This window comes from Martinezella hainanensis (assembly GCF_900094555.1).
GTDB lineage: Bacteria > Pseudomonadota > Alphaproteobacteria > Rhizobiales > Rhizobiaceae > Rhizobium > Rhizobium hainanense.
This window is the reverse complement of record NZ_FMAC01000001.1, coordinates 826,136-839,075: the sequence shown is the minus strand read 5'-3', so window position 1 is coordinate 839,075 and position 12,940 is coordinate 826,136. Positions and strand designations below refer to the sequence as shown.

10 protein-coding genes are annotated in these 12,940 nt (G+C 60.4%); 5 read left to right on the top strand and 5 right to left on the bottom strand.

Translation table 11 applies throughout. The annotated features are described in order from the left end of the window. The 5 genes from ureC to ureG all read left to right on the top strand — a co-directional run bounded on the left by ureC (position 1) and on the right by ureG (position 4,943). A complete protein-coding gene (gene ureC / locus GA0061100_RS04075) occupies positions 1 to 1,713 on the top strand; it encodes an urease subunit alpha (RefSeq protein WP_075851381.1) in 1,713 nt (570 codons plus the stop codon). Between the two features lie 287 nt (positions 1,714 to 2,000). Then, positions 2,001 to 2,861: a GGDEF domain-containing protein gene (locus GA0061100_RS04070; protein ID WP_075851379.1), complete on the top strand. Its 861-nt coding sequence runs from the start codon at positions 2,001 to 2,003 to the stop codon at positions 2,859 to 2,861. 78 nt (positions 2,862 to 2,939) lie between these two features. Next, entirely contained in the window at positions 2,940 to 3,449 is a 510-nt protein-coding gene (gene ureE, locus GA0061100_RS04065; protein WP_075851377.1) for an urease accessory protein UreE, read from the top strand. Further along, on the top strand, positions 3,449 to 4,135 hold the full coding sequence (locus tag GA0061100_RS04060) for an urease accessory protein UreF (RefSeq protein WP_075851375.1): 687 nt from the start codon (positions 3,449 to 3,451) through the stop codon (positions 4,133 to 4,135). The genes ureE and GA0061100_RS04060 overlap by 1 nt, the downstream gene beginning before the upstream one ends. Positions 4,136 to 4,331: 196 nt before the next feature. Continuing rightward, positions 4,332 to 4,943 (top strand): urease accessory protein UreG, encoded by a 612-nt coding sequence (ureG, locus tag GA0061100_RS04055; protein ID WP_075851373.1) that lies wholly within the window; start codon positions 4,332 to 4,334, stop codon positions 4,941 to 4,943. A gap of 36 nt (positions 4,944 to 4,979) precedes the next feature. Here ureG and GA0061100_RS04050 read toward each other — a convergent pair whose 3' ends face one another. The 5 genes from GA0061100_RS04050 to GA0061100_RS04030 all read right to left on the bottom strand — a co-directional run bounded on the left by GA0061100_RS04050 (position 4,980) and on the right by GA0061100_RS04030 (position 12,939). Beyond that, positions 4,980 to 8,300: an efflux RND transporter permease subunit gene (locus GA0061100_RS04050; protein ID WP_075851371.1), complete on the bottom strand. Its 3,321-nt coding sequence runs from the start codon at positions 8,298 to 8,300 to the stop codon at positions 4,980 to 4,982. Positions 8,301 to 8,314: 14 nt separating this feature from the next. After that, on the bottom strand, positions 8,315 to 9,505 hold the full coding sequence (locus GA0061100_RS04045; protein WP_075851369.1) for an efflux RND transporter periplasmic adaptor subunit: 1,191 nt from the start codon (positions 9,503 to 9,505) through the stop codon (positions 8,315 to 8,317). A gap of 391 nt (positions 9,506 to 9,896) precedes the next feature. Then, positions 9,897 to 10,865 carry an ABC transporter substrate-binding protein gene (locus GA0061100_RS04040; RefSeq protein ID WP_075851367.1) on the bottom strand — a complete coding sequence of 323 codons (969 nt, stop codon included), beginning with the start codon at positions 10,863 to 10,865 and terminating at the stop codon, positions 9,897 to 9,899. A gap of 56 nt (positions 10,866 to 10,921) precedes the next feature. Then, a complete protein-coding gene (locus GA0061100_RS04035; RefSeq protein WP_075851365.1) occupies positions 10,922 to 12,055 on the bottom strand; it encodes an ABC transporter permease in 1,134 nt (377 codons plus the stop codon). Further along, a complete protein-coding gene (locus GA0061100_RS04030) occupies positions 12,052 to 12,939 on the bottom strand; it encodes an ABC transporter permease (RefSeq protein WP_075851363.1) in 888 nt (295 codons plus the stop codon). Before GA0061100_RS04030 ends, GA0061100_RS04035 begins: the two co-directional genes overlap by 4 nt. Between the last annotated feature and the right edge of the window lies 1 nt (position 12,940).

Below are 12,940 nucleotides of genomic sequence, written 5' to 3'. Positions count from 1 at the left end.
ATGCCCTACAGGATTTCTCGCGCCGCCTATGCCAGCATGTTCGGACCGACCGTCGGCGACAAAGTGCGTCTGGCCGATACCGAATTGTTCATCGAGGTGGAGAAGGATTTCACCACCTATGGCGAGGAGGTGAAGTTCGGCGGCGGCAAGGTCATTCGCGATGGTATGGGTCAGAGCCAGGTGACGCGGGCAAATGGTGCAGTCGATACTGTCATCACCAATGCGTTGATCCTCGATCATTGGGGGATCGTGAAGGCAGATATCGGCTTGAAGGATGGCCGCATCGTCGCGATCGGCAAGGCCGGCAATCCGGATACGCAACCCGATGTCAACATCATCGTCGGGCCGGGCACGGAAGCGATCGCAGGTGAGGGCAAGATCGTGACCGCCGGCGGCATGGATAGCCATATCCATTTCATCTGCCCGCAGCAGATCGAGGAAGCCCTGATGTCGGGCATGACAACTATGCTCGGGGGCGGTACCGGACCGGCACATGGGACGCTGGCGACGACCTGCACGCCGGGACCCTGGCATCTGGCGCGCATGATCGAATCCTTCGATGCCTTTCCGATGAATATCGGCCTGTCCGCCAAGGGCAATGCGTCCGTTCCCGCAGCCCTGGAAGAGATGGTGCTCGGCGGTGCCTGCTCGCTCAAGCTGCACGAGGATTGGGGCACGACGCCGGCGGCGATCGATTGCTGCCTCAGCGTTGCAGACGAATACGACGTGCAGGTGATGATTCACACGGATACGTTGAATGAAAGCGGTTTCGTCGAGGATACGATCGGCGCCATCAAGGGTCGCACGATCCATGCCTTCCACACGGAAGGGGCGGGTGGCGGCCATGCGCCCGACATTATCAAGATCTGCGGCCAGTCGAACGTCATTCCATCTTCGACCAACCCGACGCGGCCCTATACGGTTAATACGATCGCCGAGCATCTGGACATGCTGATGGTCTGCCATCACCTGTCGCCCTCCATTCCCGAGGATATCGCCTTTGCCGAAAGCCGCATCCGCAAGGAGACTATCGCGGCGGAGGATATTCTCCACGATATCGGCGCCTTCTCGATCATTTCATCCGACAGCCAGGCGATGGGCCGCGTCGGTGAAGTGGCGATCCGCACCTGGCAGACCGCCGACAAGATGAAGCGCCAGCGCGGCCGCCTGGCACAGGAGACCGGCGACAACGACAATTTCCGTGCGAAGCGCTACATCGCCAAATATACGATCAACCCGGCCATTGCGCATGGCGTCAGCCATGAGGTCGGTTCGATCGAAGTCGGGAAACGTGCCGATCTGGTACTCTGGAATCCGGCCTTCTTCGGTGTGAAGCCGGAAATGGTTCTGCTTGGTGGCTCCATTGCGGCTGCTCCCATGGGCGACCCGAATGCCTCCATCCCGACGCCGCAGCCGATGCATTACCGGCCGATGTTCGGCGCCTATGGCAAAAACCGGACGAATTCCTCGGTGACGTTCGTTTCGCAGGCCGCTTTTGATGCCGGGCTCGCCGGCAAGCTCGGTATCGCCAAGACGCTGCTGCCCGTCAGGAACACGCGTGGCGGCATTTCCAAGGCATCGATGATCCACAACAGCCTGACGCCGCATATCGAGGTGGACCCCGAAACCTATGAAGTGCGGGCCGACGGCGAGCTCCTGACCTGCGAACCGGCGACGCTTCTGCCGATGGCGCAACGCTACTTCCTCTTCTGAGGGCGGTTCAGCGCGCAATGATCGGCCCAATCGGCTGCACATGTAAAAGCCCCGGTTTTACCGGGGTTTTCTTATGCCGTGCACCGAATACAGCACATTATCGAAGCAACGATGCAGCAGGGCTGAGGTTAGACCTCACTGTTGCAATTCAGCTTTTTCGGGTGGGCGCCGTTGGCTGTTCACAACTTGGGAAATGCATCGCATTTTAATTGTTACATTAAAGACCTGGAAGCGTCTTCACCCCTATCTCACATGATCGAAATAGTGGGCTGAGGAAGGTGAATCGCATGAAGCAATGGATTTCGCTGCAGGCCGAACTCGGTAATTTTCAGCAGCGACGTGCGATTTTTATTTTCGCGCTTAAGATGAGTTTCGTCGCGGTCATCATGTCGCTGGGGATCATCCTGGTGCTGGTTTTTGTGCTGCAATGGCTCGATCTTCTGCCGCTGCCGATCTTTGAGGCGATGCGCTTTGGTGTTCTGCTGGCATGGATCATCGGAGGCACCGTGTCCGGCGCGCTCGCGGTGCTGGCAGGCTTTTCCATCCATAGGCTCGCGGTTTCCCGTGCCGAGTTCGAGCGGTTGAGCCGCACCGATATGCTCTCCGGCCTGCTCAATCGCCGTGCCTTTACCGAGGCGTTGAATATGGCGGGAGACGGTGCTTCGCTGGCGATTTTCGACCTGGATCGATTCAAGACGATCAACGATCGTTTCGGGCATGCATCCGGTGATGCGGTAATCGTTGCCGTATCGCGGCTATTTTCCGATGCCTTCACCGGAGAAGACGTGATTGCAAGGCTTGGTGGCGAGGAATTCGGCGTCATCATCCATGGCGGCGATACGGCCGAGCGCATCGCGCGCGTTGAGGAGATCAAGGAGCAGATTGCCGAACATCCGATCGCCATTGAAGGCGGGTCGGTGAAGATCACCATTTCCGCAGGGATTGCCGACATCAGCAAGGATCGCAAGACGGAAGCGGTCTACGCTGCTGCCGACAAGGCGCTTTATCTTGCCAAGACGCTCGGCCGCAATCGTGTCATGCACGAGCGCGAGCGGCTGTCGCAAGTCTGGCATCGCTGCGCCACCGAGCAGGAACAGGAGGCGACCACGGATGTCAGGGAGTTGCAACGCTATGTGCAGCGGATGTGAGGCTGCCGCGCATCATTGATGCTTGCGCGGGAGTCGACTATTTTGCATGGTCTGAAAAAGTATTTATTTGGAACAGCCATGCTACGTGTCACCTCTTATCTGCCGGCCGGCACCCCTTCCTCCAATCCGATCGATCGCGTCGTGCTGCCGCATGATCTCAGGCATCTGCGCCGCAAGCTGCTGCATCTCGAAAATGGAGAGATGGTCATGCTCGATCTCAAGGAGCCGGTGCTATTTGCCAGCGGCGATCTGCTGGTGCGCGAGGATGGCGAGCTGATCGAGATCGTTGCGGCAGACGAAAAGCTTTTCGAGATTCGTCCGCGCGACCGCAGGCATCTGATCGAGCTTGCCTGGCATCTCGGCAACCGCCATCTTTCCGCGCAGATCGAGGACGAGCGCATTCTGATCCTGCGCGACCATGTGATCCGCTCCATGCTTGAGGGGCTGGGTGCGACGGTGACCGAAGTCAGCGAGACTTTCCAGCCCGCGCGCGGCGCCTATCACTCCCATGGCGGTCATTCGCATGGCCACGATCATCATCATGACCATGGGCAAGATCATCTCACCACTCGCACGATTGAACCGTGATGATCGATAGGGCAGTTTCGGATAATGGCGATCTGCAGGCGCTCCTGCGGCTGATGGCCTGGTTGTCGCCGGCGTTTCCTGTGGGATCGTTCGCCTATTCCGGCGGTCTCGAGCGCGCTGTGCATGACAATCTGGTACGCGACAGCATCGGGCTCGAAGGCTGGATTTCCACGCTGATCCGGAACGGTTCGGTGTGGAATGATGCGGTGCTGCTGGTCGAGGCGCATCGGGCAAGCTCGGATATAAAGCGGCTTGCGGCCGTTGCAGAGCTTGCGGAGGCACTGGCCGGCTCGAAGGAGCGCCATAACGAAACCATACTGCTTGGAGATGCCTTTCTCTCGGCAGCTGCCGCCTGGCCGCACGAGATCTTTTCCACGCTCCCGACAAGAATGGCCTATCCGGTTGCGGTCGGCGTCATTGCCGGCGCACATGGCATTTCAGTGGAAAAGGCGGCTGCCGCCTTCCTGCACGCGCTGGCCTCGCAGATGGTATCTGCCGGCATTCGCCTTGGCGTCAGCGGGCAGAAAGATGGCGTTGCCGTCCTTGCGAGGCTGGAAGGTTTCTTTGCAGATGTTGCGCGACGGGCTGCCCAATCCAGCCTGGATGATCTTGGAGCTGCGACGGTGCAGGCGGATATTGCGAGCTTGCGCCATGAGATCCAGCGTACGCGGCTCTTCCGCTCATGATGCGTACGAAAATACTGCAACCGAGGCGCCACCTACGTCATTCGCCGCTGTGCGGCGGTCGGGTGCTTCGCTATTCTAGAGCCATTCCGCTTTTCTTCGAAAGGCGAAAACGCTCTATCCCTTTACGCAATTCCGGACGGAAAACCGCTACGCACTTTTCCTGGAATTGCTCTGTTGCTTTATCGGAGTTGCGAGCATGAAATCGAGACATGGACCCTTGCGCGTCGGCATCGGCGGCCCGGTCGGTTCCGGCAAGACGGCATTGACGGAGAAACTGTGCAAGGCGATGCGTGACGATTATTCCGTCGCCGTTGTTACCAACGACATCTATACGACCGAGGACGCCGAAGCGCTGGTGCGCATGCAGGCGTTGCCTTCGGATCGCATCGTCGGCGTCGAGACGGGTGGATGCCCTCATACGGCGATCCGCGAGGATGCGACGATCAATCTGCAGGCCATTGCCGGTCTGAACGAGCGGCTTCCCGATCTCGACGTTGTCTTCATCGAGTCCGGCGGCGACAATCTGGCAGCGACTTTCTCGCCCGATCTTGCCGATATCACCATCTATGTGATCTCGGTGTGCCAGGGGGAGGAAATCCCGCGCAAGGGCGGCCCCGGTATCACTAAATCCGACCTTCTGGTCATCAACAAGAAGGATCTGGCGCCCTTCGTCGAAGTGGATCTCGACGTGATGGACCGCGACGCTACGCGTATGCGCCAGGCGCGTCCCTTCGTCTTTTCCGACATGAAACGGGGCGAGGGCGTCAGCAAGATCGTCGATTTCCTGAAGGAACAGGGCGGCCTTTGAGCCGCCCAGTCGTTCATTTCATCCGCTAAAGCCGCTCTATTCTGCTGCGAAGGGCGGCAGCTTTAGGACATTCGTGCCCACGGGCCTGCTTCTGCCATCCTTGTTCTCGATGGCCTCAAGCCGCTCCTCCAGGCTGGTGAGCGATAGGCGGTTTTCATTGACGGCGACGGCAAGGCCTTCCTTCGTCACGACTTCATCATCCGCATCCTTCCTGCCGACAAGCCTGCCGAAGAGGAAGCCGAGCAGGCGGGACAGGTCGTCCATGATCAGGAAGAAGGACGGCACGACCACCAGGCTGAGCACGGTGGAAACGATGATGCCGCCGATGACAGCAATTGCCATCGGCGCGCGGAACGAGCCGCCTTCGCCGACACCAAGCGCGGAAGGCAACATGCCGGCCGACATGGCGATCGAGGTCATGATGATCGGGCGGGCGCGCTTGCGGCCGGCTTCGACGACCGCTTCGAGTCGCGGCATGCCCTGGTGCATCATCTCGATGGCGAAATCGACGAGCAGGATGGCGTTCTTCGTGACGATACCCATCAGCATCAGGATGCCGATCATGACGGGCATGGACAGTGCGTTGCCGGTCAGGATCAGGGCGAGCGCCACGCCACCGATCGCCAGGGGCAGCGACAGCAGAATGGTGAAGGGCTGGATCACATCCTTGAACAGCAGGATCAGCACGGTCAGAACGAGCATGAGGCCGAGCAGCATCGCATTGCCGAAGCTCTGCTCCATTTCCTTCTGCACCTTGGTATCGCCGCTTTCGGCCAGATGCACGGTTGCCGGGATCTTGGCGTTGTTGACGATCTCGAGGAAGTGGTCGGATGCCGTATCCAACGCCACGCCCTGCGGTAGGTCGGCGCCGATGGCGACGACACGGAAGCGGTTATTGCGCTTGATGGAGGATAGGCCCTCCGAATAGTCGATGTCGGCGACGCTCGACAAGGGCACGGTGGTGCCCGTCGATGTCTTGATGCGCAGGGCACGGATCGCCGCCAGATCGCGGCGCATACCGAGCGAAGCCTGAACGCGGATCGGGATCTGACGATCGTCGAGCGAGATCTTCGCAAGCGAAGCGTCTATATCGCCAATGGTCGCCACGCGGATCGTGTCGGAGATCATCTGCGGCGTGATACCGAGACGGGCCGCCTCGTCCTTGCGCGGATGGATCTGCAGTTCGGGGCGTGGCAGCGCGCCGTCGGCGCTGACATTGGCGAGCGCCGGGTCGGTGCGCAGCTTAGCTTCCAGAATGCCGACCGCCTGGTTCAGATCCTTTTCGCTGCGCGAGAGGAAGTTATAGGTCAGGTCGCGGTCGCCGCGGTCGTTCAGTTTGGTGATGCGGACGTCGGGGATCGAGCGCAGCTTCGCGAAGACTTCCTTTTCGATTTCCCATTGCGGACGCACGCGGCCATGGACGGTGACCTTCGGCAGGTGAGGGCCGATGACGGGCAGCGAGCCGAGGACGTCGTTTACCAGCTTCTTCGCCAGCGACTGGTCGAGCTTGCCGAGCGTCAGCGTCACGGTGGCCCGGCGCAGCTCAAGATCGCCCTTCGGCGAGGCGCCGCCGAGCACGAAGACGCTGTCGACGCCGTCGATGCCCTTGACGCGGCGATAGATCTCGTTGGTGGCCTGTTCCGTATCGTCGAGGCGGGCGTTCGGCGGCAGTTCGGCCGATAGAACGATGCGCGAGGAGTCTTCCGGCGGAATGAAGCTGCCGGGGACGAACATGATGAGCGCGAAGACCGAAGCGACCGAGAAGGCGAAGGCGGCAATCAGCGTCGGATAGCGCGTGTACCAGCGCTTCGTCGTCGCCCGCACAAGCCAGCTGTAGCCACGCATGAAACGGCCGTCATTGTCATGATGGTCGTCGACGCCATCTTCGGCGCGCATCAGATAGGCGGCCATCATCGGGGTGATCAGGCGTGCCACAAGCAGCGAGAAGAACACCGAGAAGGCAACCGTCAGGCCGAACTGGATGAAGTATTGGCCCGGAATGCCCGGCATGAAGGAGACGGGCACGAAGACCGCGATGATGGTGAAGGTGGTCGCGATGACGGCGAGCCCAATTTCGTCGGCAGCATCGATGGCGGCGCGATAAGGCGTCTTGCCCATCTTGATGTGGCGGGCGATGTTCTCGATTTCGACGATGGCGTCGTCGACGAGGATGCCTGTTGCCAGCGTCAATGCCAGGAAGCTCACGAGGTTCAGCGAGAAGCCGATCTGGTTCATGATCCAGAATGTCGGGATCGCCGAGAGCGGCAGAGCAACCGCCGATATCAGCGTTGCGCGCCAGTTCCGCAGGAACAGGAACACTACGATGACAGCCAGTATGGCGCCTTCGATCAGCGTGTGCATCGCGGATTCGTAGTTGCCATAGGTGTAGTAGACGGCGTCGTCGATCTTCTCGATCGAGACGTTCGGGTTCTCTACGCGTACCTTGTCGAGCGTATCGGCCACCAGCTGGGCGACGGTCACTTCGCTGGCCCCCTTGGCGCGGAATACACCGAAGGTGACGACGGGCGCGCTGTTGAAGCGCGAGAAGGACTTCGGCTCCTGATAGGTATCCTTGATGGCGCCGAGATCGGAAAGCTTGACGAAGCGCCCGTTGGTCAGCGCGATCGTGGTGTCGGCGAGCTGAGCGACGTTGCGGGCATCGCCAAGCACGCGGATTGCCTGCTCGCTGCCGGCAACCTGGCCACGGCCGGAGCCGAGGTCGATATTGGTACTGCGCAGCTGCTGGCTCACCGAGAGCGCCGTTATGCCATAGGCATTGAGCTTGTTGGGGTCGAGCTCGATGCGCACCTCGCGGTCGGCACCGCCATAGCGGTCGACGCGGCCGATGCCGGCTTTGCCCTGCAGGGCGCGCTTGACCGTATCGTCCACGAACCAGGACAGCTCTTCGAGCGACATGTTCGGTGAGGAAACGGCGAAGCTCTGGATCGCCTGGCCGACCACATCGACCTTGGAGACGATGGGTTCGTCGATGGTCGACGGCAGATTGCCACGGATGCGGTCTATGGCGTCCTTGGTATCCTGAACCGCCTGCGCCGTCGGCACTTCCAGGCGGAAAACGACGACGGTCTGCGATTGACCATCCGTGACGGTCGACTGGATTTCATCGATGCCATTGATGCTGGCGACGGCGTCTTCTATCTCCTTCGTCACCTGCATTTCCAGCTCGGCGGGCGAAGCGCCGCTCTGGGTCACGGTGACGTTGACGATGGGCACGTCGATGTTGGGAAAGCGGGTAATGGGCAGATTAAAGAAGGCGTGTGCGCCCACCACCATCAGCAGAAAGAAGCCGAGGAGCGGGGCGACCGGATTTCGGATGGACCAGGCGGAGAAGTTCATCTTGCCGTTCTCGCTCAGTTGGAGGCTTGCGATGCATCGCGTACCGGCGTGATGTGGTCGCCGTCGCGAACATAGGCACCCGCCTTGGCGACGACCTCATCACCGGCTTTCAAGCCCTTGACGATCTCGACGTAGCCTGCGTCCTGAATGCCGGTCTCGACACTCACGAACTTGACCACGCCGTTTTCAACCTTGCGGGCGGAAGAGCCGTTTTCCTCGCTGTTGACGGCCGTCAACGGCAGCGCGACGCCATCTTCCTGGCGAATGATGATCTCGGCGCTGCCATACATGCCGGCACGGGCCTTCTCGCCGTCGTCGATCGTGATATGCACCGCGCCGAGGCGGGTGACGGAATCGACGATCGGGGCGACGAGACGAACGGTTCCGGCAAGCTTTTCGCGGCTGCCTGAAAGCGCGATCAAGGCCTTCTGTCCGGTCGAGATCCTGGTGATGTCGCTTTCGGAGGCATCGACCACCAGTTCGAGCTGGCTGTCGCGGATGATGGTGAAAAGTGGATCGCCATTGCCGTTGGCGATGGCGCCGACGCGAGCGTTGCGCGAGGCGACGGTGCCTGCGACCGGCGTCTTGATGCCGGTGCGGGCAAGCTTGAGGTCGGTGTCGGCGATCTGGCTGTCGGTGACCTTGAGGTCGGCTTCGGCGACGGCGATTGCTTGCTCGGCGGAGATCACGCGCGCCTTGTTGGCGGCCGCCGATGCATTGGCCTGTTCGACTGAAGAGGTCGACATCGTGCCTTTGGCACCCATGGTGACGGCGCGCGCACGCTGCAATTCGGCCTCTTCCGCATTGGCGCGGGCTTCGGCGAGCTGTGCGTGCAGCTGTGCAAGGCTTGCCTCGCCCTTCGCCCGCGTCGCCTGCATCTGGCTTTTCTGCAGGATAAGGGCATCGTCGTTCAGCGTGGCGAGCGTGCTGTTCGCGCTGACCTTGTCGCCGACATCGGCGTTGAGCGAGCGGATCGAGAGACCATCCACCTGCGGCTGGATGTAGACCTCCTCGACGGCCTTCACCGTGCCGGTCGCGACGACCTTGTCGGTCAGGTGGCGCATCGTGGCCGTGGTGATGACGATTGCGGGCAGGTTCTGCTTAGGTGTCGTAACGGCGGCCTGCTCTGCCTGGGCGGTGGATGCGGCTAGCAGGGCAAGCAGTATGGCAGTCGTGCTCAGAAGTCTAAACGGCGTGAGGGCCATGCGTCCGGTTCCAGTTCGGCATTTGGTAAAAGGGATTTCGCTGTTTTCCGTCGCGAACACGGGGATCACTGCATGCGAGCCGGCTTCCCCGGCGGATCAATATCCGTCTGTCATGCCTGCAGGTCCCTCATCCTAAAATCGCCTCTGTAGATGGGAGCGGTTTTCAATTCTCGCAAGATCACGAGAAAATGATTTCGCGGGCATTTCTATCGTTCGCAACCCTGCGAAGCAATCACGGCATTGTGATGTCAGCATTCGAATAGTTGATGGCCGAGGGCTTTTCAGGCAATTGCTGCAAGAAAGCCAGCCTTTTGTTGCTGCTGTTACAAAATGAAAAAAACGCGCGAGACCGGAAGCCCCGCGCGTTTCCGTGATTCGACGTGCCCTGAGGCTATTTCAGAGCGGCGTCGGTGATTTCGTGCGTGTAGGCGCCAGCCGGCTTCTTGTTGATGATCTTCTGATCGAGCAAGGCTTCGACCGTACGGTCATAGGTCTTCATGTCGAGCTTGCCGTTGCCGATCAGCTTGGCGACCTCGCCTGCCATGCGCTTCTGGTGGTTTTCATCCTGGCCGCCATTGTCCATGACGATTTCGGCGGCTTCATCCGGATGCTCGACGGCATATTTCCAGCCCTTTAGCGAAGCGCGGACGAACTTGACCATGTCTGCCTTGAACTTCGCATCTTTCAGCTTGTCTTCCTTGACGTAGAGGCCGTCTTCCAGAAGGTCGTTGCCGAGCTTGGTGTAGTTGAAGACGGTCAGGTCTTCAGCCTTGAAGCCGGCATCGATCGCCTGCCAATACTCGTTATAGGTCATGACGGAGATGCAGTCGGCCTGCTTCTGGACGAGGGGCTGCACGTCGAAGCTCTGCTTGAGAACATTGACGCCATCCTTGCCGCCGTCGGTCTTCAGGCCGAGTTTGTGCATCCAGGCGAAGAAGGGATATTCGTTGCCGTAGAACCAGACGCCGAGGGTGTGACCCTTGAAATCCTTCTCCGTCTTGACCGGGCCATCCTTCGGGCAGATCAGTTCCAGACCGGATTTTTCGAAGGGCTGGGCGATGTTGATGAGCGGCACGCCCTTTTCGCGGGCAACCAGCGCACCGCCCATCCAGTCGACGATGACGTCGGCGCCGCCGCCGGCGATCACCTGCTCCGGAGCGATATCAGGCCCGCCCGCCTTGATATCGACATCGAGGCCTTCGTCCTTGTAGAAGCCCTTGTCCTTGGCGACGAAATAGCCGCCGAACTGAGCCTGGGCCACCCATTTCAGCTGCAGGGTCACCTTGTCCGCCGCCATTGCGGCCTGGGTGGCGGCAAGTGTCATGGCACTTGCCATCAATGCGAACATTATTTTTTTCATGTCTTCACCCTTTTCCCTCTGGAGTTATGCCTCGATCCCTTGGAAGGGATCCTGGATTACGTCTGCCCACCGCGGATAGACGGATGCCAGAACGTCACCATTCGTTCGATGATGGCGACGATACCGTAGAAAACGGAACCTGCAACCGCGGCAACCGCGATCTCGGCCCAGACCATGTCGAGGTTCAACCGACCGTTTTCGGTTGAAATGCGAAAGCCCATGCCCGACATGGGCGTGCCGAAGAACTCGGCCACGATGGCACCAATCATCGCCAGGGTCGAGTTGATCTTCAGCGCATTGAAAATAAAGGGAGCGGCAGCCGGCAGGCGCAGTTTGAACAGTGTCTGCCAGTAGCTCGATGCGTAGGTCCGCATCAGGTCGCGCTCCATGTTGCCGGCGGCGGCAAGACCAGTCACCGTATTCACCAGCATCGGGAAGAAGGTCATGATGACGACGACGGCGGCCTTGGACTGCCAGTCGAAGCCGAACCACATGACCATGATTGGTGCGACGCCGATGATCGGCAGGGCGGACACTAGATTGCCGATCGGCAGCAGGCCGCGGCGCAGAAAGGCGAAGCGGTCCGCGAGGATAGCGACGATGAAGCCACTGGCGCAACCGATGATGTAGCCGATCAGAACCGCAGTGAAGATCGTCTGGCGCACATCGATCCAGAGCGTCGGCAGCGAGTTGGCAATCCTTGTGCCGATGGCGCTTGGTGGAGGCAGGAGAACCAGCGAGACGCCGGCGCCACGGGTGACGGCTTCCCAGATGATCAATATCCATATGCCGAAGATCGCCGGGATCAACAGCCGCAGCGAATAGCTGCCGGCGGTCGAGTGCGAACGCATCGACGACAGGACGGTCACGCATCGCCAGGCCAGCAGCCACGCGGCGGCAATCAGAATGAAGAAGGACGCTTGCGCCTTGCCCTCATTGCCGGAAATACCCGCAAGCAGCAGCCATGCCGCCGCATGCGCGCCGAAGAAGAGGGTTGCCGCGCTCAACTCATCGGAGAGACGCATGAAGGAGAGGGCGGCGGCCGCGGCGATGAGAATGAAGATGACGAAGTTTGTACCGCTGCTGACGGGTGCCGTGGCATCCGCTGCCAGCAACGGCAAGGCAGGGATCGCCAGAAGACAGAGGAGAATGGCAAGCACGCCCTGCCAGGAGAACTGAAAGGATCTCATGCCGTTCTGCCTCCCATCGAGCGCTCGACGATGCGGGCGGCGACGCTGACGATGCCGACGAGAATTGCCGCGAGGACGGAGCCCGCAACCAGCGCTGCCCATATGTCGATCGTCTGGCTGTAATAGGAGCCCGCGAGCAGCTTTGCGCCGATACCGGCGACTGCCCCCGTCGGCAGCTCGCCGACGATCGTGCCGACGAGGCTCGCGGCGATTGCGACCTTCATCGAGGTGAAGAGGAAGGGTATAGAAGCCGGCACACGCAGCTTCCAGAAGGTCTGCCAGCTGCTGGCATTATAGGTGCGCATCAGGTCGAGGTGCATGATCTCGGGCGAGCGCAGCCCCTTCGTCATGCCGACCGTGACCGGGAAGAATGACAGGTAGGTGGAGATTAGCGCCTTGGGGATCAGCCCGTCTATGCCGAGCGCGCTGAAGACGACGATGATCGTCGGCGCTATGGCAAGGATGGGGATCGTCTGCGACGCGATGATCCATGGCATGAGGCTGCGGTCGAGCGCGACGAGGTGAACGATGCCCACTGCGAAGAGCACGCCGAGGATTGTGCCGAAGGCAAAGCCGATCGCCGTGGGAGCCAGCGTCACCCAGGCGTTGTAGACAAGGCTGCGGTTGCTTGTCGGCACCCGCAGGAAGGTGTTTTCGAAGAAATTCTGCGCCACCTGATGCGGTGCAGGCAGGGTCGGCTTCGGCTGTGACAGCGTCTTGCCGATGAATTCCATCGTCGTCGGGCTGACATTGCCGCGCCGATCCATATCGCGCTGAAACGGTGCGTTGAGGACGACGGCGAAGACGTACCAGAGCAGGATGATCGCCAGGACGATCGTCGTGACCGGCAGGAACTTGTGCTTGAAGAACTGTTCTTTCTCCATG

Excerpts from the sequence above, each read along its gene's own strand:
- ureC (WP_075851381.1), top strand. The coding sequence starts at position 1 with ATGCCCTACAGGATTTCTCGCGCCGCCTATGCCAGCATGTTCGGACCG.
- GA0061100_RS04070 (WP_075851379.1), top strand. The coding sequence starts at position 2,001 with ATGAAGCAATGGATTTCGCTGCAGGCCGAACTCGGTAATTTTCAGCAG.
- ureE (WP_075851377.1), top strand. The coding sequence starts at position 2,940 with ATGCTACGTGTCACCTCTTATCTGCCGGCCGGCACCCCTTCCTCCAAT.
- GA0061100_RS04060 (WP_075851375.1), top strand. The coding sequence starts at position 3,449 with ATGATCGATAGGGCAGTTTCGGATAATGGCGATCTGCAGGCGCTCCTG.
- ureG (WP_075851373.1), top strand. The coding sequence starts at position 4,332 with ATGAAATCGAGACATGGACCCTTGCGCGTCGGCATCGGCGGCCCGGTC.
- GA0061100_RS04050 (WP_075851371.1), bottom strand. The coding sequence starts at position 8,300 with ATGAACTTCTCCGCCTGGTCCATCCGAAATCCGGTCGCCCCGCTCCTC.
- GA0061100_RS04045 (WP_075851369.1), bottom strand. The coding sequence starts at position 9,505 with ATGGCCCTCACGCCGTTTAGACTTCTGAGCACGACTGCCATACTGCTT.
- GA0061100_RS04040 (WP_075851367.1), bottom strand. The coding sequence starts at position 10,865 with ATGAAAAAAATAATGTTCGCATTGATGGCAAGTGCCATGACACTTGCC.
- GA0061100_RS04035 (WP_075851365.1), bottom strand. The coding sequence starts at position 12,055 with ATGAGATCCTTTCAGTTCTCCTGGCAGGGCGTGCTTGCCATTCTCCTC.
- GA0061100_RS04030 (WP_075851363.1), bottom strand. The coding sequence starts at position 12,939 with ATGGAGAAAGAACAGTTCTTCAAGCACAAGTTCCTGCCGGTCACGACG.